Source organism: Ramlibacter agri (genome assembly GCF_012927085.1).
Classification (GTDB): domain Bacteria; phylum Pseudomonadota; class Gammaproteobacteria; order Burkholderiales; family Burkholderiaceae_C; genus Ramlibacter; species Ramlibacter agri.
Map to the genome: position 1 here is coordinate 3,554,951 of NZ_JABBFX010000001.1, position 25,115 is coordinate 3,580,065.

General features: G+C 70.1%; 21 protein-coding genes. 5 read left to right on the forward strand and 16 right to left on the reverse strand.

Features of this window, described 5'->3' with window-relative positions; translation table 11 throughout:
- Window positions 1–108: 108 nt before the first annotated feature.
- From moeA to moaA, 3 genes are read right to left on the reverse strand one after another with little or no spacing between them, the layout of a single operon-like run.
- The gene (gene moeA, locus HHL11_RS17330) at window positions 109–1,383 is read right to left on the reverse strand and encodes a molybdopterin molybdotransferase MoeA (protein WP_169419582.1); all 1,275 of its coding nucleotides are present in this window, start codon (window positions 1,381–1,383) and stop codon (window positions 109–111) included.
- Window positions 1,380–1,997: a molybdenum cofactor guanylyltransferase MobA gene (gene mobA / locus HHL11_RS17335; RefSeq protein ID WP_169419583.1), complete on the reverse strand. Its 618-nt coding sequence runs from the start codon at window positions 1,995–1,997 to the stop codon at window positions 1,380–1,382. The genes moeA and mobA overlap by 4 nt, the downstream gene beginning before the upstream one ends.
- A complete protein-coding gene (gene moaA / locus HHL11_RS17340) occupies window positions 1,994–3,109 on the reverse strand; it encodes a GTP 3',8-cyclase MoaA (RefSeq protein WP_169419584.1) in 1,116 nt (371 codons plus the stop codon). Before moaA ends, mobA begins: the two co-directional genes overlap by 4 nt.
- A 205-nt stretch (window positions 3,110–3,314) precedes the next feature.
- Here moaA and HHL11_RS17345 point away from each other — a divergent pair, with 205 nt between their 5' ends.
- From HHL11_RS17345 to HHL11_RS17355, 3 genes are read left to right on the forward strand one after another with little or no spacing between them, the layout of a single operon-like run.
- The gene (locus tag HHL11_RS17345) at window positions 3,315–4,034 is read left to right on the forward strand and encodes a hypothetical protein (protein WP_169419585.1); all 720 of its coding nucleotides are present in this window, start codon (window positions 3,315–3,317) and stop codon (window positions 4,032–4,034) included.
- Entirely contained in the window at window positions 4,031–5,230 is a 1,200-nt protein-coding gene (locus tag HHL11_RS17350; protein WP_169419586.1) for a M48 family metallopeptidase, read from the forward strand. The genes HHL11_RS17345 and HHL11_RS17350 overlap by 4 nt, the downstream gene beginning before the upstream one ends.
- Window positions 5,227–5,829 carry a hypothetical protein gene (locus HHL11_RS17355; RefSeq protein WP_169419587.1) on the forward strand — a complete coding sequence of 201 codons (603 nt, stop codon included), beginning with the start codon at window positions 5,227–5,229 and terminating at the stop codon, window positions 5,827–5,829. Before HHL11_RS17350 ends, HHL11_RS17355 begins: the two co-directional genes overlap by 4 nt.
- Window positions 5,830–5,857: 28 nt before the next feature.
- Here the strand turns inward: HHL11_RS17355 and HHL11_RS17360 are convergent, their stop codons facing one another.
- Window positions 5,858–7,291 (reverse strand): aldehyde dehydrogenase family protein, encoded by a 1,434-nt coding sequence (locus HHL11_RS17360; protein ID WP_169419588.1) that lies wholly within the window; start codon window positions 7,289–7,291, stop codon window positions 5,858–5,860.
- A gap of 31 nt (window positions 7,292–7,322) precedes the next feature.
- The gene (locus HHL11_RS17365) at window positions 7,323–8,141 is read right to left on the reverse strand and encodes a metal-dependent hydrolase (protein ID WP_169419589.1); all 819 of its coding nucleotides are present in this window, start codon (window positions 8,139–8,141) and stop codon (window positions 7,323–7,325) included.
- Window positions 8,142–8,227: 86 nt separating this feature from the next.
- Between HHL11_RS17365 and HHL11_RS17370 the strand changes: the two genes are divergently transcribed.
- Window positions 8,228–8,815, forward strand: a complete 588-nt coding sequence (locus HHL11_RS17370; RefSeq protein ID WP_240980098.1) for a TetR/AcrR family transcriptional regulator — start codon at window positions 8,228–8,230, stop codon at window positions 8,813–8,815.
- Between the two features lie 74 nt (window positions 8,816–8,889).
- Here HHL11_RS17370 and HHL11_RS17375 read toward each other — a convergent pair whose 3' ends face one another.
- Complete coding sequence (locus HHL11_RS17375) at window positions 8,890–10,959, reverse strand: sodium-translocating pyrophosphatase (protein WP_169419590.1); 2,070 nt, start codon at window positions 10,957–10,959, stop codon at window positions 8,890–8,892.
- Between the two features lie 235 nt (window positions 10,960–11,194).
- Here HHL11_RS17375 and ppa point away from each other — a divergent pair, with 235 nt between their 5' ends.
- A complete protein-coding gene (gene ppa / locus HHL11_RS17380) occupies window positions 11,195–11,737 on the forward strand; it encodes an inorganic diphosphatase (protein ID WP_169419591.1) in 543 nt (180 codons plus the stop codon).
- On the opposite strand, the gene HHL11_RS17385 is transcribed toward ppa, so the two are convergent.
- The 10 genes from HHL11_RS17385 to HHL11_RS17430 are packed head-to-tail and all read right to left on the reverse strand — an operon-like array spanning window position 11,738 to window position 25,104.
- Window positions 11,738–12,910, reverse strand: a complete 1,173-nt coding sequence (locus HHL11_RS17385) for a hypothetical protein (RefSeq protein ID WP_169419592.1) — start codon at window positions 12,908–12,910, stop codon at window positions 11,738–11,740.
- The gene (locus HHL11_RS17390) at window positions 12,910–13,257 is read right to left on the reverse strand and encodes a hypothetical protein (protein ID WP_169419593.1); all 348 of its coding nucleotides are present in this window, start codon (window positions 13,255–13,257) and stop codon (window positions 12,910–12,912) included. The genes HHL11_RS17385 and HHL11_RS17390 overlap by 1 nt, the downstream gene beginning before the upstream one ends.
- Window positions 13,254–14,639, reverse strand: coding sequence for a cytochrome P450 (locus HHL11_RS17395; protein ID WP_169419594.1), 1,386 nt, complete (start codon window positions 14,637–14,639; stop codon window positions 13,254–13,256). The genes HHL11_RS17390 and HHL11_RS17395 overlap by 4 nt, the downstream gene beginning before the upstream one ends.
- Entirely contained in the window at window positions 14,636–15,739 is a 1,104-nt protein-coding gene (locus tag HHL11_RS17400) for a thioesterase domain-containing protein (RefSeq protein ID WP_169419595.1), read from the reverse strand. Before HHL11_RS17400 ends, HHL11_RS17395 begins: the two co-directional genes overlap by 4 nt.
- Window positions 15,736–16,989: a glycosyltransferase gene (locus HHL11_RS17405; RefSeq protein WP_169419596.1), complete on the reverse strand. Its 1,254-nt coding sequence runs from the start codon at window positions 16,987–16,989 to the stop codon at window positions 15,736–15,738. The genes HHL11_RS17400 and HHL11_RS17405 overlap by 4 nt, the downstream gene beginning before the upstream one ends.
- Entirely contained in the window at window positions 16,986–17,993 is a 1,008-nt protein-coding gene (locus tag HHL11_RS17410) for a capsular polysaccharide export protein, LipB/KpsS family (RefSeq protein ID WP_169419597.1), read from the reverse strand. The genes HHL11_RS17405 and HHL11_RS17410 overlap by 4 nt, the downstream gene beginning before the upstream one ends.
- On the reverse strand, window positions 17,990–19,147 hold the full coding sequence (locus tag HHL11_RS17415; protein WP_169419598.1) for a glycosyltransferase family 4 protein: 1,158 nt from the start codon (window positions 19,145–19,147) through the stop codon (window positions 17,990–17,992). Before HHL11_RS17415 ends, HHL11_RS17410 begins: the two co-directional genes overlap by 4 nt.
- A 13-nt stretch (window positions 19,148–19,160) precedes the next feature.
- Complete coding sequence (locus HHL11_RS17420; protein ID WP_169419599.1) at window positions 19,161–20,351, reverse strand: polysaccharide biosynthesis/export family protein; 1,191 nt, start codon at window positions 20,349–20,351, stop codon at window positions 19,161–19,163.
- Between the two features lies 1 nt (window position 20,352).
- A complete protein-coding gene (locus HHL11_RS17425; RefSeq protein WP_169419600.1) occupies window positions 20,353–24,384 on the reverse strand; it encodes a glycosyltransferase in 4,032 nt (1,343 codons plus the stop codon).
- Window positions 24,385–24,387: 3 nt separating this feature from the next.
- A complete protein-coding gene (locus HHL11_RS17430) occupies window positions 24,388–25,104 on the reverse strand; it encodes a DUF4214 domain-containing protein (RefSeq protein WP_240980099.1) in 717 nt (238 codons plus the stop codon).
- Between the last annotated feature and the right edge of the window lie 11 nt (window positions 25,105–25,115).

Genomic DNA, 25,115 nt, shown 5'->3' on the forward strand with positions numbered 1-25,115 from the left:
GCAAAAGACGCAAAGGATCCGCAAAGGACGCAAAAAAATCCTTTGAATTGTTTTGCGTCCTTTGCGTTCTTTCGCGCCCTTTGCGTTCGGAAGTCCGCCTTCTACCCTCTAGATCGCCCCGTCGAACATCATCACGTCCACTTCGTCGCCCGGCGCGACGTCGCCCTGCGCGTGATGCAGCACGATCAGCCCGTTCGCCTGCACCATCGAGCTCAGCACGCCCGAGCCCTGGTTGCCGGTCGTGCGCACCTGCAGCGTGCCGTCGGCGGCGCGGCTGACGATGCCGCGCTGGTATTCCGTGCGGCCCGGCTTCTTGCGCATGGTCTCCGCGCTGTGCGCTTTCAGCAGGAAGCTCTCGCTGGCCCGCGCGCCCATCATCCGCAGCAGGGCAGGGCGCACGAAGGCGAGGAAGGTCACCATCACGGCCACCGGGTTGCCCGGCAGGCCGAACAGCACCGAGGAGCCAATGCGCCCGACGGCCATCGGGCGTCCCGGACGCATGGCGATGCGCCAGAAGGCGACATCGCCCAGCTTCTTCATCATGGCCTTGGTGAAGTCCGCCTCGCCGACGCTGACGCCGCCGCTGGTGATGATGGCGTCGGCGCGCGTGGCGGCGTCACGGAAAGCCGCCTCCAGCAGGTCCGGCTGGTCGCGCACCACGCCGAGGTCGATGACCTCGCAGCCCAGGCGGGTGAGCAGCCCGTGCACCGTGTAGCGGTTGCTGTCGTAGACGGCGCCTTCGCGCGGCGGCTCGCCCAGGCTCAGGATCTCGTCGCCGGTGGAGAAGTAGGCCACCTTCAGGCGGCGGCGCACCTGCACCTGCGCGATGCCGAGGCTCGCCACGAGCCCCAGCGCCGCGGGACCGAGCCGCTCGCCGGCAAGCAGGGCCGGGTGGCCCTGCATCAGGTCCTCGCCCTTCAGGCGCCGGTTGTCGCCGCGCTTCAGCAGGCCGGCGGGGACGGCGATGCGGCCGTCATCCGCGACCTTCGCGAACTCCTGCGGCACCACGGTGTCCAGGCCCGCCGGCATGATGGCGCCGGTCATGATCTTCACGCACTGGCCCGGGCCGGCACTGCCTGGCCAGGCCTTGCCCGCCAGCGCGGTGCCCGCCACTTCCAGCTGCAGCGGGGCATCGCCGGCCAGCAGCGCGCCGTCGAAGGCGTAGCCGTCCATGGCGGAGTTGTCGTGCGGCGGCACGCTGATCGGCGACACCAGGTCCGCGGCCAGCACGCGGCCCAGCGCGCCGAACACGCCGACGGACTCGGTCCCGGCCACCGGGGCCACCAATTGCGCCAGGAAGGCGCCCACGGCATCGGCGCTCAGCGCCTGCGGGTCGTAGCCTTGCAGCTGCGCCGCGATCTCGGCGATCGTCTTGTGGCTCACCTTGCCTGTTCCAGCTTGTGCAGTTCGGCCAGCGTGTTGGCGTTGAAGAAGGCGGCCGGGTCGTCGCCGGGCCGGTCGAAAGGCACCAGCACGGTCCGGTGCTGGCCGGTCCAGGCGTCGATCTTGCGGCCGCCGGCGTGCGTGAAGCGCACCAGGCTTTCCATCAGCGCGTGGCGCATCAGCGAGAACACGGGCTGGGCCCGCGGCTCGCTGCCTTCCTGCTCGCGCGCCGCCGCCATCGCGATCTCGGCGCCTTCGCGCTCCATCGCCTCGGCCAGGCGTACCACCAGGTCCGCGGGAAAAAGTGGCGTGTCGCAGGGCACGGTGACCAGGTACTCGGTCTCGCAGCGCTCCAGACCCACCAGGAAGCCCGCCAGCGGGCCCGCGTAGTCGGCCAGGCCATCGGGCCAGACCGGCACCCCGAAGGACTCGTAGGCGCTCAGGTTGCGGTTGGCATTGACCATCACTTCCGCCACCTGCGGCTGCAGGCGCAGCAGCGTCTGCAGGGCGAGCGGCATGCCGTGGAAAGCCTGCAGGCCCTTGTCGACGCCGCCCATGCGGGAACCGCGTCCGCCGGCAAGGATGACGCCGGTGATGTCTTCTCTTTGGATCATCCGCCGATGTAGCTCATTTCGACCCGGCGCCTTGCGCCGCCGGTGTCGGCAGCCTGCGTGCCGCGCAGTTCGGAATAGCGGTCGTCACGGCCTTGCCAGATGTGGCCGATGGCCGATGCGATCTCCGCGTCGTCGGCGCCGCCGCGCATGAGTGCGCGCAGGTCGTAGCCGTTGCTGGCGAACAGGCACAGGTAGAGCTTGCCCTCGGTGGACAGCCGCGCCCGGTTGCAGTCGCCGCAGAAGGCGTGGGTCACGCTGCTGATGAAGCCGACCTCGCCGGCGCCGTCGGCATAGGCCCAGCGCTGCGCGGTCTCGCCAGCGGCGGTGGGCTGCAAAGGCCGCAGCGGGAATTCGCTTTCGATCAGGCGCCGCACCTCGGACGAGGGCAGCACTTCGTCCATGCGCCAGCCGTTGGTGGCGCCGACGTCCATGTATTCGATGAAGCGCAGCGCGACGCCCGTGCCGCGGAAATGGCGCGCCATGGGCAGGATCTGGTCCTCGTTGGTGCCGCGCTTGACGACCATGTTGACCTTGATCGGGCCCAGCCCGGCTTCGCGCGCAGCGTCTATCCCTGCCAGCACCTCATGGACCGGGAAGTCGACGTCGTTCATGCGCCGGAAGACCTCGTCGTCCAGGCCGTCGAGGCTGACCGTGACGCGCTGCAGGCCGGCTTCCTTCAAGGCCTTGGCCTTGCGCGCCAGCAGCGAGCCGTTGGTGGTGAGGGTCAGTTCGGGCGGCGTGCCGTCCACGGTGCGCAGCGCCGCGAGCTGGGCGACCAGCACTTCGAGGTTCTTGCGCAGCAGCGGCTCGCCGCCGGTCAGGCGGATCTTGTGCACGCCGTGGGCCAGGAACTGGCGGGCCAGGCGCGTGATTTCCTCGAAGCTCAGCAGCGACGCATGCGGCAGGTACTGGTAGTCCTTGTCGAACACCTCCTTGGGCATGCAGTAGCTGCAACGGAAATTGCAGCGGTCGGTGACGCTGATGCGCAGGTCGCGCAAGGGCCGCCCGCGCGTGTCCGCCAGCAGGCCGGTCGGCGTGATCGCCTGCGCAGGCACGGGTGCGCCCAGCGCCGCCAGGCGCTGGTCGACCAGGGGAATCACGCGTTCTGCCATGCCGTGATTGTGGGGCTTGCGCCGGTCCCGGACAAAAAACCGGGGATTCGCCGCCTGTTGGTTAAAGCGCACGAGCGCGTGAAAACTGGGCGCTGGCGCACTGATTTGTGCGCTGGCCCTGCCGTGCACTGGACCCCGCGCTGCCTCTGCATAGAGTGCGATTGTTGCCGATCGCCCGCAGTTCCCCGGTCGGCCGGAGTAGTTCATGGCCTCATCTTCTTCCCGGGCGCGCCGCCTGGCCTGCCCCGCCGTCCTGGCCCTCCTGCTGGCTGCCGGCGCCGCGCAGGCGCAGGACATCCCCGCCGCCAAGCTCGCGCCTGGCTTCACGAGCCGCCCCGCGGCGTCCCGGCTGGTGATCATCCCCGCCGACATGGAGCTGTTCTCCATCAGCGCCGGCGGCCTGCAGGAGCCGCGCGCCGACTGGACCGAACAGGCCCAGAAGAACCTGGCCGCTGCCTTCGCCGCGGACCACGCGCACCTGGGCAGCGACATCGTGCAGCTGTCGCAGGCGCAGATGGAAGAGTTCGAGGACATCCAGGCGCTGCATCGCGCGGTGGCCAGCGCGATTTCCATGCACCACCTGGGCAACCTGAAGCTGCCCACCAAGAACGACAAGCTGCAGTGGTCGCTGGGCGCGGCCGTGCGGCCGCTGAAAGACAAGACGGGCGCCGACTACGCGCTCTTCACCTACCTGCGCGACAGCTATGCCAGCACCGAGCGCAAGCTGACCATGCTGGGCATGGCCTTGTTCGGCGCCTTCACCCCCGGCGGCGACCAGCAGGGCTATGCCTCGCTGGTGGACCTGAACACCGGCCGTGTGGTCTGGTTCAGCGGCATCAGCCGCAGCTGGGGCGACCTGCGCGACGGCGGCGCCGCCAGCGAGACCGTCGACTGGCTGCTGAAGGACTTTCCGGAGGCGAAATGATGTTCGATCCCCGCACCCCGGGCCGTCGCGCCTTCCTGCGCTCCGGCTGCCGCCATTGCATGGCGCTCGCCGCCCTGGCCGGCGGGCTGCCCGCGTTGGCCGGCGAAGCCGACGACGACCAGTTCGAACTGCCGGCCCGCTTCAAGCGGCCCTCAGCCGACAGCGACGAGGGCGGCCTGTGGGCCATGATGGACCGCGAGGAGCAGCGCATCCGCCGCAGCCCGCTGACCCTGCGCGACGCCGGCCTGCAGGACTACCTGCGCGGGCTCATCACACGGCTGGTGCCGGAGCACGCGCCCGACATCCGCTCCTATCCGGTCCGCATGCCGCTGTTCAACGCCATGATGGCGCCCAACGGCATGATGATCGTGTGGAGCGGCCTGCTGCTGCGCGTGGAGAACGAGGCGCAGCTGGCCGCCATCGTCGGCCACGAGCTGGGCCACTACCTGGAGCGGCACACGGTCGAACAGCTGCGCGCGCAGCGCGACGCCGCGCTGGTGTCGCAGTTCGTCGGCCTGATCGGCGGCCTCGGCGCCGCCGCGGGGCAGATCGGCATCATGGCCGGCATGTTCGCCTACTCGCGCGAGCACGAGGCGCGCGCCGACCGCCTGGGCATGCGCCTGATGAAGCATGCCGGCTACGACGGCCACGAGGCGGTCGCCGTCTGGGCGAACCTGCTGGCGGAGGACCGCATCACCGGCGGCGAGGACGCCGGTTCGCGCGGCGACATCTTCGCCACCCACCCGCCGACCACCGAGCGCCGCGACGAACTGCGCCGCATGGCGGAGAACAGCAAGGGCGAGCTGGGCGCCGACTCCCTGCGCAAGGCTTTCGCTCCGCTGCGCTTCGGCTGGATCCAGGACGAGATCAAGCGCGGCCAGTACGAGGAGAGCCTGGTGCTGTTCGACCGCATCCTCAAGCGCGACGGCCAGGACGCCGAAGCGCTGTATGCGCGCGGCGAGATCTACCGCCTGCGCGACGAGGGCAGCGACAACATGAAGGCGATGGACGACCTGCAGCACGCCTCGATGCAGATCAAGGCGCCGGCCGAGACCTTCCGCTCGCTGGGCCTGCTGTACCAGCAGCGGAGCGACGCCCCGGCCGCCACGGCCGCCTTCCAGAAGTACCTGGCCGTTGCGCCGCAGGCGGCCGACGCCGGCCTGGTGCGCGGCTACCTCACCGACCTGAAGCCATGAGACTCCTCGCCTCCCTGCTGCTCGCCTGTTCGCTGGCGGCCTGCAGCATCATGACCCGCGTCGAAGGCGACGAGATCGTGAACGACAGGCTCGTCGTCCACGTCAACGACGCCTGGAACCGCATCGCCGACCCGTGGGAAGGCGAGCTGTACGACACCTGGACGCAGGAAGGCCTGCCGCTGGACCAACTGCGCATCTGGGGCGCGGTGAAGCCGGGGCAGACGCTGATGAACCGCATCGTCACCTATTCGCGCGGCGCCGACTCGAAGGACCCGCGCGTGCCGACCTTCAAGGAAGGCCTGCCGGCGGAGAAGGTGGTGAACCTGTTCGAGGAGCTGTACGCCAACGAAGGCGCGGTGCAGGTCACGAAGGTCGACCGCGGCAGCTTCGCCGGCCAGCCGGGCGTGCGCTTCGAGTTCACGCTTGACCGGCGCTCGGACGACCTGGTGCTGAAGGGCGTGGGCTGGTTCGCCGTCCGGAAGACGGCGAACGGGGATGAGCTTTATGCGGCGACCTTCGTGGCGCCGCAGCTGGCCTTCTTCGACCGCCTGTTGCCGCAGGCAGAGGCGGTGGTGAAGACGGCGCGGATCAAGGGGTAGAACCCCCGCGAAGGCGGGGGCCACGGCTTCAACCGTGCTTGATCGCGACCGTCTTCAAGGTCGTGAACCCAAGCAGCGCCTCGAATCCCTTTTCCCGTCCGTAGCCCGAAGACTTCACGCCGCCGAAAGGCAGCTCCACGCCGCCGCCGGCGCCGTAGTTGTTGATGAAGACCTGGCCGCTGCGCACGCGGCGCGCCATGCGCAGCTGGCGGGCGCCATCGCGCGTCCACACGCCGGCCACCAGGCCGAACTGCGTGGCGTTGGCCAGTTCCACCGCATGGTCCTCGTCCTGGAAGCTCATGGCGGCCAGCACGGGGCCGAACACTTCCTCCTGCGCCAGCCGGTGCGAGACCGGCACGTCGCGCAGCAGCGTGGGCGCCTGGTAGTAGCCGGTCTCCGGCGCCTCATCGACCACCTGGCCCTGGGCCACCATGGGGATGCCGGCGACCTGCGCGTCGGACAGGAAGTCCCATACGCGCTGCTGCTGCGTCTGCCGGATCAGCGGGCCGACGTCGAGGTCCATCGCCGCCGGGCCGACGCGCAGCCGGGAGAAGGCCGCACCCAGGCGGTCCAGCAGCGGCTCGTACAGGCTGCGTTCCACCAGCAGGCGCGAGCCGGCGGAGCAGGTCTGGCCGGCGTTCTGCACGATGGCGTTGATGACGGTGGGCAGCACCTGGTCCAGGTCGGCGTCGGCGAAGACGATCTGCGGGCTCTTGCCACCCAGCTCCAGGGTCACCGGGCAGTGCCGCTCGGCGGCGACCTGCTGGATGATCGTGCCGACGCTGGGGCTGCCGGTGAAGCTGATGTGGTCGATGCCGGGGTGGCGCGCCAGCGCGTCGCCCACTTCGTGGCCGTAGCCGGTGACGATGTTGATGGCGCCGGCCGGGAAGCCCACTTCGGCGGCCAGCTGCGCCACGCGGAGCAGCGACAGGCAGGCGTCTTCGGACGGCTTGACCACGCAGGCATTGCCCGCGGCCAGCGCGCCGCCGACGCTGCGGCCGAAGATCTGCATCGGGTAGTTCCAGGGGATGACGTGGCCGGTGACGCCGTGCGGCTCGCGCCACGTGAGCACCGTGTAGCCTTCCTGGTAGGGCAGGGTGTCGCCGTGCAGCTTGTCGCAGGCGCCGGCGTAGAACTCGAAGTAACGCGCCAGCGCCGCGGCGTCGGCCTTGGCCTGCCTGGTCGGCTTGCCGCAATCGCGCTGCTCGATGGCGGCCAGTTCGTCGGCATGCTCGGCCACCTTCATCGACAGGCGCATCAGCAGGCGCCCGCGCTCCGCCGCGCTCAGCTTGCTCCAGACCTTCTCGTAGCAGTGGCGCGCGGCCTGCACGGCGGCGTCGACGTCTTCAGCCGTTCCGCGCTGGATGCTGTCGTAAACCTGGCCGTCGGACGGGTCGATGACGGGCAGGGTGCGCTCGGAGGCGGAGCGCACGGAGGCGTTGGCGATGTAGTGGAGCTGCATGGGCGCATTTTGCGCCACGCGGCTCCTTCCTTCAGCCGCGTACGGGAATGAACTGCGCCGCGTTCGCCGCCAGCCACTGCGGCCCCAATTCGCTTTCCAACTGCAGCGGATGGAAGTCGGCGCGGAAATACTGCCGCCACGGCTTGTAGGTGAGGCGCACCAGGCCCTGCTTGCCGAACAGGCTCGTCCACGCGCTCTTCCACGTGCTCCACTTCCACAGCGTGCCGTCGTGGCGCAGGTTGTTCACGGTCTGCCGCACCGCGTCGGCCAGGAACACCGTGGTGATGCGCTTCATCCACTTGATGCGCCATTCCTCGTTGCCGCCCAGCGCGCGGTACAGGTCGAAGGCCACGCACTTGTGCTCCGACTCCTCGGCGGAGTGCCACAGCCACAGCGTGCGAAGGCGTGCGTCGGTGTCGCCCAGGAACTCGGGGCAGGCGAGCATGTAGTCGGCGAGGATGGCCGTGAAGTGCTCGTTGGCGGCGGTGGCGGCCAGCCAGTGGCGCGGCTCGACGCCCTCCAGCAACTTCAGCCGTCCCTGCGCGCGCGGGCCCCATTCGTTCTTCAGGCCCAGCTTGTCGAGGTGCTCGTTGTAGAGGGCATGCAGGCGGCGATGGGTGGCTTCCTGGCCGATGAAGCCCTGGACGTCGGCCTGGTACTTCACCTGCAACTCCGGCGGCAGCGCCTTGAAGCCGTTGCGCACCGAGTCGATGAAGAACTGCTCCCCCACCGGGAAGCTCATGGAAAGCGCGTTGAACAGCGCGGTGCGGAAGGCATCGCCGCCGCACCAGTGGCGCGCGATCGGGGCTTCCATGTCGACCAGGAGGCGGCGGACGACGAGATCGGTCATGATGGAGGTGTCCCCGCAAAAGGAGAGTACGAGTGCGTACCATGGTGGCAGCGCCGCCCGGTACTGTCAAGTACCATCATGTCCCGATGACCGAGTACATCCTGGCCGAGAGCAACGTCCACCAGCACCGCGGCCGGCTGCTGGAAGGCATGGCGCGCGCGGTGGCCGCCAAGGGCTACGCCGACACGACGATCGCCGACATCGTGCGGGAGGCGAGCGTTTCGCGCCGGACCTTCTACGAGCATTTCTCGACCAAGGCGGGCTGCCTGATCGCGCTGTATGGCGCGGCCAGCCACAACGCGCTGAAGGTGCTGCGCCAGGCGATCGACCCGGCGCACGACTGGCAGTCGCAGGTGGAGAACGCCAACGCCGCCTATTTCGGCGCGCTGGCGGCCAACCCGGTGCTGCTGCGCACGCTGTACATCGAGATCCTGGGCCTGGGCGCCGAAGGCCTGGCGGCACGGCGGCGCGTCAACCAGGAGATCGCCGACCTGATCATGGACGTGGTGAAGGACGGCCACGGCAGCCCGCTGCCGCCGCAGATGGCGATGGCCATCGTCGGCGGCATCAACGAACTGGTATTGCAGTACATCGAGCAGGACCGCGTGGCGGCGCTGCTGGAACTGGTGGGGCCGGCGAGCCGGATGGTGCGGGCGATCGCGGCCGCAGTCTGAAAGGACAAAGCGGCCTCGCGGCCGCTTTGCACTTGGGAGCCCTGGGTTCCCGCCTGCGCGGGAACGACGACGGCCTAGCTGTGGAACTTCACCACCAGCGGCACGATCAGCAGCGCCACGATGTTGATGATCTTGATCAGCGGGTTCACCGCCGGGCCGGCCGTGTCCTTGTAGGGGTCGCCCACGGTGTCGCCGGTCACCGCCGCCTTGTGCGCGTCGCTGCCCTTGCCGCCGTGGTGGCCGTCTTCGATGTACTTCTTGGCGTTGTCCCAGGCACCCCCACCGGTGCACATGGAGATCGCCACGAACAGGCCGGTGACGATGGTGCCCATGAGCAGGCCGCCCAGCGCCTTGGGCCCAAGCAGCAGGCCCACCAGGATGGGCACCACCACGGGCAGCAGCGAGGGGATCATCATTTCCTTGATCGCGGCCTTGGTCAGCATGTCCACCGCGACGCCGTATTCGGGCTTGGCGGTGCCTTCCATGATGCCCTTGATCTCGCGGAACTGGCGCCGCACTTCCACCACCACCGAGCCCGCCGCGCGGCCGACGGCTTCCATCGCCATGGCGCCGAACAGGTAGGGGATCAGGCCGCCGATGAACAGGCCGATGATCACCATCGGATCGCTCAGGTCGAAGCGGATCTGCTGGCCCAGCGTTTCCAGCTTGTGCGTGTAGTCGGCGAACAGCACCAGTGCGGCGAGGCCGGCGGAGCCGATCGCGTAGCCCTTGGTCACGGCCTTGGTGGTGTTGCCCACCGCATCCAGCGGGTCGGTGATGTCACGCACCGAGGAGGGCAGGTCCGACATCTCGGCGATGCCGCCGGCGTTGTCCGTGATCGGGCCGTAGGCGTCCAGGGCGACCACGATGCCGGCCATCGACAGCATCGAGGTGGCGGCGACGGCGATGCCGTACAGGCCGGCCAGCGCATACGCCACGAAGATGGCCACGCAGACGAAGAGCACCGGCCAGGCCGTCGACTTCATGGACACGCCGAGGCCGGCGATGATGTTGGTGCCATGGCCGGTGGTGGAGGCCTGCGCGATGTGCTGGACCGGGTGGTACTGGGTGCCGGTGTAGTACTCGGTGACCCACACCAGGATGCCGGTGAGCGCCAGGCCGACGACGCAGGCGCCGAACAGCTTCATCTGCGCGCCGGTGCCGCCCAGGGCGTTGTCGGGCATCAGCCACCTGGTGACGAAGAAGAAGGCGATCAGCGACAGCACGCCGGCCACGATCAGGCCCTTGTACAGCGCCGGCATCACGTTCTTCATGCCGGGCGAGGCCTTCACGAAGAAGCAGCCGATGATCGACGCGATGATCGACACGGCGCCCAGCGCCAGCGGGTACAGCACTGCGTTGACCGGCGCGGCGGCGATGAGCAGCGAGCCCAGCACCATCGTGGCGATCAAGGTCACCGCGTAGGTCTCGAACAGGTCGGCGGCCATGCCGGCGCAGTCACCGACGTTGTCGCCGACGTTGTCGGCGATCACGGCGGGGTTGCGCGGGTCGTCCTCGGGGATGCCCGCTTCCACCTTGCCCACCAGGTCGGCGCCGACGTCGGCGCCCTTGGTGAAGATGCCGCCGCCCAGGCGCGCGAAGATGGAGATCAGCGAGGCGCCGAAGGCGAAGCCGATCAGCGGGTTGAGCAGGGTCGCCAGGTGCTTGTCCGGCGTCAGCTGGCCGTTGCCGGCCAGGAACCAGTAGAAGCCGGTGACGCCGATCAGGCCGAGGCCCACGACCAGCATGCCGGTGATGGCGCCGCCGCGGAAGGCGACGTCCAGCGCCGGCCCGATGCCGGTGGTGGCGGCCTGCGCGGTGCGCACGTTGGCGCGCACCGAGACGTTCATGCCGATGAAGCCGCAGGCCCCGGAGAGCACCGCACCGACGACGAAGCCGATGGCCGTGGTCATGTCGAGGAAGATGCCGATCAGGATGGCCAGCACCACGCCGACGATGGCGATGATGCGGTACTGCCGCGCGAGGTACGCGGCCGCGCCGGCCTGGACGGCCGCCGCGATTTCCTGCATCCGGGGATTGCCCGCGTCCTTGGATAGGATCCAGCTGCGAGCCCAGAAACCATACACAACGGCCGCGAGGCCGCAGACGAGCGCCAATATCAGCGCCGTCGAGTTGCCAGTCATCTGTTTCTCCTGTCGTGTGCGCTAGGTAGTCTTCGAGGAGGCGCCAACGCCGCGGTGCCCCCGCTGCGTTGCTTCCTCGTGACTCCTCCGTGAAGCAGGAGACGATTGGCCAACCGGATGACTATATAGGGCATTGCCGTGACGGCTCCATGTCGTCCGGCGGAATGCGGCCTCCAGCCAACTAAAATCAGGGTTTGTCCCGAGCCTTGCTACTTTCTTTCCTTTAAGCAGAAACATGTCCCTCGACCTCGTCACCCCCGGCAAGAACGTTCCCGACGCCTTCAACGTGATCATCGAGATCCCGATGAACGCGGACCCCGTGAAGTACGAGGTGGACAAGGAAACCGGCGCCATCTTCGTGGACCGCTTCATGTCCACGGCCATGCACTACCCCACCAACTACGGCTACGTGCCCAAGACCATCAGCGGCGACGGCGACCCGGTGGACGTGCTGGTGATCACCCCGGTGCCCCTGATCCCCGGCGTGGTGGTGCCCTGCCGCCCGATCGGCATCCTGAAGATGCAGGACGAAGCCGGCGACGACGGCAAGGTGCTGGCCGTGCCCGTCGACAAGATCCTGTCCATCTACACCCAGTGGCAGAAGCCGGAAGACCTGAACCCGATGCGCCTGAAGACCATCGCCCACTTCTTCGAGCACTACAAGGACCTCGAACCCGGCAAGTGGGTCAAGGTGCTGGGCTGGGAAGGCCCCGAGAGCGCCAAGCAGGAAGTGCTGCAGGGCATCGAGGCCTACAAGAAGGCCAACCCGAACGGGTGATCAGCCGAACGGCCGCAGCGTCCGGAAGTCCGTGACGCTCGCCAGGTGCGCGAAGCGCTGCTCCAGCGTCTTCGCGCCGGCCGTGATCCGGAAATAGTCGTAGTCGACCGGCCGCGGCGCGGCCATCAGGTACTGGAAATGCATCCGGAACTTGTCCCGCCGCAGCGCCCGGTAGGACGGCGCATCGAACATCTCCGCGAAGCGCGGGGACAGCAGCTTCGTGCGCGCCTCTGCTCCCGGAGGCGGGCACAGCGCGAAGCAGCTGGCATCCGGCGGGGCCGAGAAATCGACCCAGTGCAGGTCGCTGGCACGCCCCAGTTCGGCCAGTTCGTCCCGGAAGCGCAGGGCCTGCGGGAGGGTCGCCAGCAGGGGAATGCATTGCCCCAGCGTCAGCAGCGACAGCGTGGCCCGGTGCGGCTTGCCTTCCAGCAGGCGCAGCGCCCGCACCACCAGCAGGGCGGCCATGATCGCCCCCGAGCTGTGGCCGACCACCAGCACCTCGTCGTCCTCGCCGTCGCGCAGTTGCGCGGCCAGCTTGCGGGCCTGCGCGTCCAGCGCCGCTTCCAGGTCGGGCGTCCGGCCCAAGGCCTGCTTGCGCGTGAAGGCGTAGCTGCGCATCAGCCAGTACATGTTGAAGCGTTCGTCCATGCGCCGCTCGAACCAGGCCAGGGCGAGCAGCACGAGCGCCACGGCCGGCCAGGCCGTCCATGCCTGCCCGGTGAACGTCCAGGCGCCCCACGCCGCCAGCCCGCCGAGCAGCGGCGCGCCGAGCAGCAGCACGCACAGCACCACGAACGGGATGAACAGCGCCACCGCCGGCGGCCAGCACTGCTTGAACATGCGCCACAGCGAACCGTGGCGCAGGTTGAAGAGGCTTGCGACCAGCATGTCGCGCCACAGCTGCAGCTTGCCGCGCGGCCAGTGCGCGCGCACCACGTGGTCCCAGCGGACGAATTCGTAGTGCGTGCGGATGGCCGCGCCGTCCTCTTCGGCGGCCACGCTCCAGGCCGCGTTGCCGTCGGCCAGGCGCTTGCGCGCGCCCACCTCCAGCGGCAGGCCGCCGGCGCGCTCCTGCGCCGCCGCTTCGTCGCGGTACAGCGCGTGGTAGTGGGCGGCGCCCTTGGGGTCGAAGCCGCTGACGTAGAACACGCTGCGGCGCTGGACGGGGCGCATCAGAAGATCGTCTGCTTCTGCAGGCCCTTCTGCAGCACCAGGTCCACCACCGGCTGTTCGCGCTTGTTGGCGCGCCGGCAGTGGTCCTGCTGGAAGTGGTCGGTAGCCCGGATCACCCAGCGCGCCCAGCGCTTCTCCTCGCGCACGCGCCATGCGTGCGAGGAGACGCTCTCCCAGGCGTAGCCATTGAAGACGGTCGCATTGACGAAGTGGTCCAGCGCCCGCACGCCGGCGCGCCCGCGCGCGTTGGGCCCGGTGAAGCCGACCACCACGAGGATCAGGTAGCCCAGCATCGCCAGCGGCACCACGATGGACATGAGCAGGAAACCGGCCATGCGCTCCTTCATGCCGTCGCCCTCCGCCGCAGGACCAGCCGCACGCCGTTGGCCGAGCGGATGGTGAGGCGCCCCACGGGTTGCGGCACGTGGCCCGGCACCGGCTCGAGCCGCCAGTGCCGCACGATGCTGGAAAGGATCAGCGCCGCTTCCTGCAAGGCGAAGGCGGCGCCCAGGCAGACGCGCGGTCCCATGCCGAAGGGCAGGTAAGCCCGCTTCAGCGGCTCGCGTGCCGCGTCGTTGTCGTAGCGGTCCGGGTCGAAGGCATCCGGCTCGGCCCACCACTGGCGGTGGCGGTGGATCAGCCAGGGCGACACGACCACGGTGGCGCCGGCGGGCACCTGCTTGTCGCGCATGGGGCAGCCGCCGGCGGACTGGCGAGCGAAGAAGCCCACCGGCGGGAACAGGCGCAGGGTTTCGCGGAACACGTTCCAGGTGAGGGTGAGTTGCTTCATGTCGGTGGACTCCGGCTGGCGCTCGCCCAGCTGCGCTGAGGCCTCGGCGTGCATGCGATCCTGGATGGCGGGCGCATGCGCGAGCAGGTAGGACGCCCAGCCCAGGGCGCTCGCCGAGGTCTCGTGGCCGGCCAGGAACAGCATCGCGACCTGGTTCACCAGCTCGTCGAAGTCGAAGGGCGCGCCGGTCTGCGGGTCGCGCGCGTCGAGGAAGGCCGACAGGATGTCGGCCTGCGGGTGGGGAAGGCCCGCCTGGTATGCCTCGTAGCGCGGGCGCACCAGCTTTTCCAGCAGGCCGCGGATTTCCTGCGCGGCGCGGCGGCTGCGCCACGTGTCCCAGGGCCAGGTGAGCCAGCGCAGGCCGAACAGGGCCGGCAGCATCAGCCGCGGCGCCAGCGCCTGGTAGCGGGCGAAGGCGTCGAACACGCGGTGCGCGTCGGCGCCCTCCAGCGGCAGCGAGAAGATGGTGCGGAAGATGATGTCGGCGGTGACATGGGTCATCTCCATTTCCATGTCGTGCTCGGCGCCGTCGGGCAGCGCCTGCAGCCTTTGCAGCAGCGCCTGCGTGGCTTCGCGCATGCGCGGGAAGGCGACCTGCAGCCGCGCCTGCGCGAAGGCCGGGTCCATCATCGCGCGCTGGCGCTGCCACTGCGCGCCGTTGGTGGTGAATATGCTTTCTCCCAGCAGCGGCGCCAGCGCCTCGGCCAGCAGCGGGCTCTTGGGGAAGTCCGCGGCCTGTTCGCCCAGCACCTGCTTCACGAGGGCCGGCTCGTTGACCATGTACAGGTCGACGCCGGGCAGGTGCACTTCGCCCATCTGCATGGAGTAGCTGCGCTCGTACAGCGTGTCCAGCCAGGAGCGGCGGGCGCTGAAGAACAGCAGCGCCTTCGAGGCGCGCGAGGCGCGCGGGCGGGGGTAGGCGGGGCAGAAGTGGGTCATGCTGCCGGGGCGGTGTCCATGCGTTCGGCCAGGCGCTGCGGCCCGGCGGTGATCGCGAAGTAGTCGTAGAGGGCGGGCTTGTGGCCGGCCAGCAGGTACTGCAGGTGGATGCGGCGCTTGTCGCGCACCAGCAGCGCGTATTCGTCCGGCGGGAACATCGTGTGGAAGCGCGGCGAGGCCATGCGCGGCCCATGCGCCTGCGGCGCGCCGAGCGAGAGGGCCAGCGGGTCCACCAGCGCGAAGCTGCCCCAGTCGGTGGGTGAGGAGAAGTCCACCCAATGCAGGCGCGGCGGCAGGCCGAGGCGCGCGAGATCGGCGCGAAAGGCGTCGGCGCCGGCCATCAGCCCCAGCAAGGGCACGCAATGGCCCAGCGTGACGAAGGAAAAGCGTTCCAGCGGCAGACCCCGCGCCTGCACGCGGGCGGCAATGCTGGCGGCCAGCAGGCTGCCGACGCTGTAGCCGACCAGCAGCACCTCATCGTCCTCCTGGGCCAGCAAGCGCTGCACCACCGCGGCGGCAGCATCATCGATGCGTTGCTGCAACTGCGGCGTGCGGCCGCCGCGCCAGTCGGCGGCGAACCGGTAGATGCGCAGCAGCCAGCTGGTGTTGAGCCTCCGCTCCCAGCGCCACGCGCCCCACAGGATCGCCGCGGCAGCCACCACGCCGAGGGGCCCGAGCACGACGACCGCGAGTAGCGCCAGCAGCAAGGCCACGAGCCAGAAAACCGCCGGGTAGGCCAGGGCGATCAGCGTGCGCGGCGCCGCCTGGCCGACCTTGCGCAGCGCCGCCGGCGAGGCGAGCGCCGCCGCGTAGCCACGCAGGCTGCCCACCAGCACCTGCCAGGCACTGCGCGGCCAGTGCGCCCGGACGATGTCGTCCCAGCGCACGAACTCGAAGCTGGTTTCGGTGCCCCCGCTGCGCACCTGCCAGCAGCTGTTGCCGTTGGCCAGGCGCGTGCGCGGGCCGACCTCGTAGCGCGTGCCGGTGACCTCGCCCTGCAGCGGCGCATTGCGGGCGTACAGGCCGTGGTAGTAAGACGCCCCCTTGGGGTCGAAGCCGCTCAGGAAGAACACGTGGCGGTGGCGCACGCTGGCGTTCATGCGAGCTGCTCCACCACCCGCACGGCGGCGTCGCGGGCTGCCTGCGGCTCCGCGCGGACCGACCAGCGTTGGCAAGCTGCGGTGACACTGGGACTGGCCAGCAGCCGCCGCAGTTGCGCAGGCATTTCCTGCACGTCGCGCACCTGCACCCCGACGCCCAGCCCCTCGAGCCGCATCGCGTTGTCGAACTGGTCATACGCCTGCGGCACCACCAGCTGCGGAATGCCTGCTCGCAGCGCCTGCGCGCAGCTTCCGATCCCGCCGTGGTGCACCAGCGCCCGCGTGCGCGCCAGCAGCGCGCCGAACGGCGCATACCGTTCCGCCCTGACGTCCCCTTGTAGGGTGCGCAGCTCCGCTGCGCACCGCGGCGCCCCATCTCCGAGCAACAGCCCGCGGACCCCAGCTTCCCCACATGCCTTCAGCGCCGCCGCGAAAAACTCCTCCGCCCCCAGCCTCGCCGTCCCCGGCATGAACACCACCGGCGCCGTGCCTTCCTCCAGCCACTCCTGCAATCCTTCGGGCAAACCACCTCCGCCTTCGTCATACAACGGAAACCCCGCCTGCACGACTTGCCGCGGCCAATCCTCCGCGCCTGGCGCGAACCACTGCGGAAACAGCGCAAGGCCCGCCTGCGGCGAATGCATCCATTCCCCGAACACCGGCCCTTGCAGCGGCTCGAGTCCTAGCCTTCCCCGCAGCGCATCGAGCGCCGGCCGCACCAGCGGCTCCAGCTTGTAGCGGTCCAACAGTGCCCAGGCGGCGCGCCGTGCCGCGTCCGGCCACCAGCGCGGCACGCGCCAGTGCGCGAGCGTCATCGGGTCCTGCACGGTGCGCAGCATCGTGGCCGCCGTATAAGCCGTGACCAGCGGAATCCCGAGCCGCTCCTGGGCCACGCGCGCGCCCATCGCGACGGGGCTGGCGACGACGACCAGCGGCCCCTGGCCCGCGAGCTGTTCCAGTCGCTCATAGGTCGGCTGCAGCGCCGGCCGCAGCAGGTAGCGCCACATCACGCCGAAGCCGTCGACGGGATGCCACAACTTCGGGTGGCGGATGGTGTCCTGCAGGTGCTGCGCCTCGCCGGCCGGCAGGAAGCCCAGTCCGGCTTGGGCCGCTTCCGTTGCGAACGCAGGGTTGGAGACGAACGTCACGGCGCGCCCGCGTTCACGCAAGGCCTGTCCCAGGGCCAGCAGCGGATGGATGTCACCGGCGCTGCCGAAGCCGACGAGGCACACTCGTGCGAGGGCACTCATGGGCGGGCGAGCAACGGCCGCAACCAGCGGCGCCAGCGGGCGGTGGCGGGCTGGCGGGCGCGCCATTGCAACAGTTCGTCCAGCGCCTGCTCCGGTGTGCAGCGAGCGCCGTTGGAGCGGCCCAGGTACACGGGATAGCGCAGCAGCGCGCCGGCGACCAGTTCGTCCAGCGCGAGCCGGCGGCTGCGGCGTGGATGCGGATGGCGGTCTTCAGTCAGCCCCCAGCCCGCATAGAACGGCTGGCCCCAGCAGGTGACGCGCTTGCCGCGCAGCAGCGCCTCGAAGCCGGTCAGCGAAGTCAGCACGTGGACTTCGTCGACCTGGCGCAGCAATTCGGGCAGGGCGGCTTCGCGCAGGACTTCATCGCAGAAGCGATGCGCCTCCTGCTCGCCCTGGCCGGCACCGCGCAGGCCGGCGGCCACGTCGGGATGCGGCTTGTAGACGATGTGGGCGTCCGGCCGTGCCTGCCGCACCGCCTGCAGCAGGCCGAGATTGGTGGCGATGTCCACGCTGCCGCAGGCGATGGAGGCGTCGGTCTCCACCTGCCCGGCCACCAGCACCAGCGGGCGTCCGTGGGCGCGCGGCTGCCAGGGCGCGGCGGCCAGGTTGTACTTGGTGAGGCCCGCCTGCACGATCCGTGCGCGCAGGGCCGCGGCGCGCTGCAGCTCCGTGGCCTCGAAGCTGGCGTGCTGCAGCAGCTGTTCGAGGGCGCTGGGCCGGCGCGCGTCGAAGTAGATGCCCTGGTCGTCCAGCACCCAGGACAGCGGCCGCACGAGGTCGGCGCCGAGGCCGACCGAGCGCAGGAAGCCGTCTTCCACCCGCACGATGCGCACGCCTTCGGGCAGGCCGGACGGCAAGGGCGCGGCGCCCCACAGCAACAGCTGCGCGCCCGGTGGCACGTCCTGGCCGCGGCGCACGAAGCGCACGTCGCGCCGGCCGGTGAAGGCGCGCACCAGCGCGCGCTTGCGCAGCGAGAAGCCATGGGCATGGAGCGGCGTCGTCATCGCAGGCGCTCCAGCAGGGCCTCCACCTGCTCGAAGTGGCGGTCCCAGGTGGGCGTGGCGAAGCCCGCCATGCGCTCGATTTGCGCGGCGCGGCGCACGCTGTGCGGTTGCGCGTAGTCGCGGATGGCGCGCGCCCAGCCCGGGCCATCGAGCGGAGCGACGTAGTCCGGCACGTCGCCGGCGATCTCGTGGAAGGCCGGCAGCGGCGAGGCGATGGCCGGCGTGCCGAGCCGCAGCGCCTCCACCAGAGGCAGGCCGTAGCCTTCGGCGAAGGAGGGGAACAGCAGGGCGCGCGCGTGGGCCAGCCAGCCGGCCAGTTCCTCATCGGAGCAGGCCGGCAGTTCGTGCACGACCCCGCGCAGCGCTTCGCAGCGCTCCAACAGGTCGACGACGTTCTCGCATTCCCAGCCGCGCTGGCCGATCACGACCAGGTGCGGCGCATCCGCGCCGAGCTGCGCCACCAGCTCGCGCCACAGGTGCAGCAGCAGCCAGTGGTTCTTGCGCGGCTCGATGGTGCCCAGCACGACGAAGTAGGGCCGCGCGAGCGGCGCCCCGGTGGATGGCGCGCGCAGGTCGGCGGGCGCGAGCGGGGCGGCCTGCAAGGGCGGCAAGGCCAGCTGGCGGTCCTGCGCGAAGCGGCGCAGGCCTTCGGCCGTGTGCTCCGAGTTGGCCAGGACGCCGGCGGCGCTGGCCAGCAGCTGCTGCAGGCGCCGCGCATGGCGCTCCTGCTCGCCCGGCCTGCAGTATTCGGGGTGCGTGAGCGGGATCAGGTCGTGCACCATGTATACGGGCCGCTGCCCGGTGCGGCGCAGCCAGCCGGCCAGGCCCGCGTCTTCCAGCCGGGCGTGGCCGTGGTTGAAATAGACGCGGCCGCGGCCCTGCTGCGAGGGCCAGGGCGGCAGGCAGGCGCTGGCGACCACGCGCGTGGCCTGCGCCCGGAAGGCGGCGTCGGGACTGCGCAGCAGCGCGAACAGCTCCTGCGACGCGCCGTAAGGCGCGATGCGCCGCCAGCCTTGCCACTGCAGCACGGCCTGCGCGCGGGCGCCGAAGCGCTCGACATGGGCCAGGCACACGCGATCGACGCCGGTCGGCAGGCGGCCGCGGCTGGCGCGGCCCATCAGCCGGCTGACGTCGATGAGCAGCGAGCCTTCCATGCGTGGCGTGGCCTCAGTTGCCCAGGGCGCGCACGGTGACGATCGGCGTCACGACCGAGGACAGGATGTTCAGGAACTTCTGCAGCTCCGCGCCGGGCGCGTTGGACACGTACAGGATGTCCTTGTTGCGCATCGGGAAGCCCTGGGCCATGAAGAAGGTGGCCGGGTCGCGCAGGTTGGCGCGATAGATCACGGGGATGCGACCATCGACCGTCGTGCGGGCGGGGTTGGATACGCCGACCACCGCCGGGTCCTCGAAGCGGAAGATGAACACGGCTTCGGGATCGGCGCGCAGGTCGTTGAGGCCGCCCGCGCGCGCCAGCGACTGCGCCAGGCTGATGCCCTGCGCCTCGAAGTTCATCTCCTCGTTCTTCGTCGTCGCGCCCAGCAGCAGCAGGCTGTTCGGCTGGAACAGCACGGTGACCACGTCGCCGGGCTGCAGCAATACGTTCTGCGCGGGATCGGCGATGACGGTGTCCAGCGGCAACGCGTACACGCGCGCGCCGCGCCGGCCGGTGTCCGCCGTCTCGCGCGTGAGCTGCACGGTGACCTTGCCCACCGGCTGCCGCGTGCCGCCGGCGGCCGCCAGCGCATCGAGCAGCCGCTCGCCGCGCGGCGTGAGCGGCATGCGGGTGCTGTTGTTCACCTCTCCGACCACGGTGACCGTGCTGGAAGCGTTGCGCACCACGCGCACCATCACCTGCGGGTCGTTGGCCTTGGACTTCAGCCGCCGCGCGATCTCTTCCTCCACCTGCTGCGTGGTTCGGCCGGCGACGGGAATGCTGCCGGCGAAGGGCATGTTGATCGTGCCGTTGCTGTTCACCAGCTGCTCGGGCAGGGTGGACATGCGCGAACTGGAGGCCGCGAGACCGCGCGTATCCAGCGTGGTCGTGCCGAACAGGGCGGCGGGCGGGGCTTCCCAAACGGCGATCTCCACGACGTCGCCGGGGCCGATGGTGAAACCGGGCGCGCGGGCGCTGCCGAAGTTCTCGGAGAACAGCGGGCGCCGCGAAGCGTCGACGGCGTGGCGCACGACTTCGTCGGTGAGGTCGACGAGCACGATGCCGGTGTCGGCGGGCGTCTTGCTGGCTGCCGCGCGGACCTCGGTTTCGTTCGGGCCGGAGGTGGGGAGGCTGCCGCAGCCGGCGAGGAGCAGGGCCGCGCAGGCGAGGGAAAGGAGGAAGGAAGGTTGCTGGATTCGCATGCTAGGAAGGGCAACGGGCCGTCTGGCGGCAGAAATCGACAAACCGGGCGGACACGGCCTCCCAGTCGAAGCGCAGCGCTGCGGACCGGCCATTGGCCGCCAGTCGGTCCCGGAGTTCGGGAGAGGCATGGAGCCTTTGCATCGCTGCGGGCAGCGCGCCTTCGTCGACCAGCAACGCGTTCACTTCCGATTGCGCCAGGTCCTGGAAGGCCGCGCAGCGGCGGTTGGCGACGACCGGCTTGCCGGCAAGCCAGGCTTCCAGCAGCACGATGCCGAAACTCTCGCTGCTGCTCATGTTGCAAAGCATCTGGCAAGCGCGCAGCGCGCCCCGCACCACCGAGCGCGGCTGCCGCCCCAGGTAGGTGACGTGGGCGCCCGCGACGGGAACCTGGTCGTCATCCGGGCCGATCAGCACCACGTCGAGCGGCGTGCCCGCGCGGTTGATCGCTTCCACCGCCGCCAGGATGCCGCGATATCCCTTGGCCGCGGTCTTCCGCCCCAGCACCAGGACGAAGTCCCGCCGCGAGGGATGGAGCTGCCGGAAAGCGTCCACGTCCTGGTCCGAGAATTCCTCGCCGGCATCGCAGCCGGCCGGCAGGTAGCTGACCTTGCATCCGCGCTGCGCCAGGAAGTCGCAGGCGAGCTGCGGCACGGCCAGGACCAGCGAGGCCTGCCTGGCGCTCTCGAGGACGTCCGGGAAGTGATAGAAATCGTCGTCGAGGTGCGCGTGCGGAATGAGGATGGACGGCACGCCGTGCTTTCGGGCGGCCGCTAGCGCCACCACCGCGGGGCGGAAGATGTTGTTGTGGGTCACGACCAGGTCGTAGGAGCCAACTTGCTCCGCGATGAAGCTTTCCAGCCCCTGGCTCCACGGGCCGCGCAGGGGCGTCAGTTCGACGCCGAGCGCGAAACGCGACTGCTGCGCCGCCTTGTCCAGGGTATCGAGAACTTCGGCGAAGGGCAGGCCGGCCAGGCCCTCCTGGACGAGCGTGGGCGCATCGAGTGCGATCGCCTCGCCGTCGATGTGCAGTGCGGTAAGCAGCAACGCGAGCGGCCGGGCGTCCTCGGCCGGGACGGGTGCCGAGATGGAGAACCGGACGCAACCGGCCTCGGCGGCGAATTCGAGTTCGAAAAGGCCCTCGAGGGTCCAGTGGCCCAGGGTTCGGCCGGCGCTGTCGCTCGCGGTCACGACCGTCATGGCGTCGGCCTGTCCGGCCATGCGCACGCTGCCTGCGCGCTCCACGAAGATCTCGCAGGCCGTGAAGGCCCAGCGCCGCGCATCGCCGCCCGCGCCTTCCGGGAAGGCCCAGCCCCAGGTGCAGCCGCTGTGCTGGTAGCGGTCTGCCAGCAGGCGGCTGGCTTCGCGCTCCAGCAGGGGCTGTGCCCGCCAGGCGCGCCGCAGCGACCGCTGCAGCCACGCCGGGTCGGGCGCCTCGACGGGAAAGCGCGCGAAACGCACGTTCGGCATGTCCACCGGGGCCGCGCTGTCGCTGGCGAACACGTAGCGCTCGCCGAACCGCTGGTGGTTCTGCATGCTGCTCACTTCGGGGGCGATGACGTCGACATCGAAGTCACCGCTGTGGCCGAGAGCGCGGATGAAGCGCTCGATGTGCGCTTCGGCGCCGCCCAGGATCGGGCTCAGGTAGCGGTAAGTCACCAGCAGCACGCGGCGCCGCTTGCGCGGAAGCACCTGCAGCGCGTGGACGAAGCGCTGGGCCAGCGTGGCGATGGACAGGTGCCGCGCGAACACCTGCTCGCGCTCGGCGCGTCGGCCGGCGCAGGCGGTGTCGCCGTCCGCGAGCCTTTGCTCCATCGCTTCGGCGAATCCGGTGATCGACGCGACCTGGACGTGCGGCGCGATGGCGCGTGGATAGCCGCGCTGGCCGAATTCCGTCGTGACGACGAACAAGCCGTGGGCGAGATAGTCGGCCAGCTTCACGTTCGAGCCGCTGCCCGAGACCATCGGATTCAGGGCGAGCGCGCAGCGTCGCATGACGGCCGACTTCGTCTCCTCGTCCACCGTGCCCCACAGGACCACATTCGGGGGCGCGTCCTGCACGCTGTCGCACACTGCGCCGAGCAGGTGGAACTGTACGTGCGGCAGCCGGGGCACGACATCCCGCAGCAACGCCTGCACGGCTTCCACGTTGGGCATGTGCGCGGACCCGAGGAACACTGCGGAAGCGGCAGCCACGCTGCTGGCGGCCGCTTCGACCGCTGGTGACCCGGGGCGTTCCGCGCCGGCCGGCGGCACGCCATTGCGCACGACCAGGATCGGGCCGGCAGTGCGCTTGCCCACGGTCAAGCTGGCGGCATCTTCTTCCGAGACGGCGATGGTGAGGGCGGCCGATTCGACCACGAAGCCTTCGATGCCGGCGACGACGGGCAGCAGTTCCGCGGCGCGCGGGTGGCCGTGCAGTAGTCGCGCCTTGAGGGCTGCCTCGTGGTTGTGGGAGGAGTACACGAACGGGTCGCCGAAAGCCCGGGGCAGCGCACCCATGTAGCAATGCTCCAGGACCACCGCGGTGGCGGACTGACGCAGCAGCGCGTAGAGCGCGGATAGCAAAGGGTTGCCGGCGCAGTGCCGGGCCGCGACGATGTCGTCCGCCGACACGTGGAAGAGGGCGTTGGTCCGCGCCACTTCGGCCCGGTGCTCCTGCGTCTTCGGCACGTTGAAGACGGTCACGCCTTGCTGGGGCCTGTACACGGCCAGCCGGTCGTCGGCCGAGAAGGTGAGGAAGAGTACTTCGCGCCAACCGGCGATGGCGGTGTGCAGGCCGCGCACCCGCGTTCCGCCGCCGCCGACGGCGGCGAAGGGATCGAAGTCGTTGAGGGCCAGGACGAAGCCGGGCAAGGCGGCGGGCGCTTCGCTCAGCCGGCTGTGGATGCGGCTGGCGGCCTGGGTGGCCGCCCGGTCCCAGGTGTAGCCGGTGAACACCAGCGCGAGGCCAGCGGCCCCGATCGCCTGCAGCTGGGGCGCCTGCGCGGCGTGCCGCAGCGCCGTGGCGAAGTCCGGCAGCTCCGCCTGCAGGAAGTGCTGGCCCACGATGGCTGCGATGCCGCGCATGCCGAAGCTGGTGGACAGGACCGGCAGGCCGTTGGCCATGTAATCCAGCACCTTGACGTTGGACCCGCTGCCGGACGCCATGGGGTTGAGCGCGAGGTCCGCTGCCTGCAGCAGTTCCAGCTTGCGCTGTTCGCTGACCGCGCCGTGTCGCACGACGTTCGGTCCGTACTCACCGGCGGGCAGGCAGGTGCCGATGATGTCGAAGCGGACGGTCGGCGCCTGCGGTGCCAGGACCTCGGTGATGAACTTCGCGGCGACGGCGTTCGGTGGGTGGGCGCTGCCCATGAAGACCGCGGCGAATTCCTCACCCGAGCGGACGTCCCGCGCGGGCGCGCGGGCGGAGGGCGTCATTCCGTGCGGAACGTAGAGCGCTTCGTAGCGAGGCGCCTCGACCAGCTCCCGCAGGCCGCGCAGGTCGTCCTCGCTGCAGTAGAACAGCAGGTCGCAATGGCGCAGCATCCGGCTTTCGCAATCCCGCACGATCCGGTGGAGCGGCTCGGAATGATCGGCGGGATGCAGTTCGCGATAGAGCGCGGTTTCGCAGTTGTGCGCGTTGTAGATGCGCAGCTTGCGGTCCACGCCCAGGAACAGGTCGTAGCCGGCGGTGAACGGGAAGTCGTGGATGATCGCGTCCGCGCTCGCGTACTCCTCGAGGTAGGCCTGGTGAAGCGCGCCGGGAAAGGCTGCGGATGCGGCCAGGCAAGGCGCGGACAGGTCGCCGCCGCTGGCGTAGGGCTGCAGCTGCTCCCATTGCCCGGCGAAGTGCGCGTCCTTGGGGATGCGCCTTTCGACCAGGTTCACGCCGTGGTTGATGACCTGCTCGATTTCACCGGGATGGGTGGACGTCAGCAGGGTGACGGCGAAGTGCTTGCTGAGCGCGAGATAGAAGTTGAACAGGCGCGACTCGCCGCCGTTCGACGGCGGCACGAAGGCGGGAAAGAAGCAGAAGGCCAGGATCTTCTTCACGGCTCAGCGCGCCTGCGGGTCGAAGGTCCTGGCCAGTGGGCTGCGCGAGTCCGTCAGCGAACCGGAGCGTTCCGGAAAGGGATAGCTGCTCCGGCGGGCGGCCCCAGCGTCCGATGGCTGCGGCATACCTTCCGTGAGCGCCTGCTGCTCGATGCGGGCAACGCTGCCCGCCATGGAATCGAGGGCACCGGCCAACGCGCAATGCTGCTGCTCGGCGGCGAATTCGATCTGCGCGAGCCGCCTTTCGAGCCGCGCCAGCGGGCTGAGGCGCGCCAGCCAGCCGCGCTTGCGCCGCTGCTGCTGCACGAGGCGCTCGAGGTCGCCGCGGAAGTCGAGCCCGCGCTCCCGGCGCTCGCGCGCTTCGTCCGACCCGTCGATGTGCTGGTACACCCAGGTGCGTGCCGCTCCGTCCTTGAGCCGGCTGACGTAGTAGTCCCGGCCGCCGGGATCGGGCGCGCGGCCCAGCAGCTTGCGGTAGCTGTAGTCGACGAAGGCCTCGTCGCCGAGATGCGAGGTGTCTTCCTTCGAGTCGGCCGCCAGCTTCGCGCCCTCGGGCGACCGCAGCAGGTCGTAGATGACCCCGGCCTTGCCGTGGCCCTCCGCCAGGCGGCGCATGTAGTGCTCGCGCCCGGCCGCGTCGGGGGCCCGGCCGAGGAGATGCAGGTAGGCGGTCGTGATGAAGGAGTCGGCGGGAAGGCCCAGGAGCTCGTTCAGGGTCATGGCGATGGACT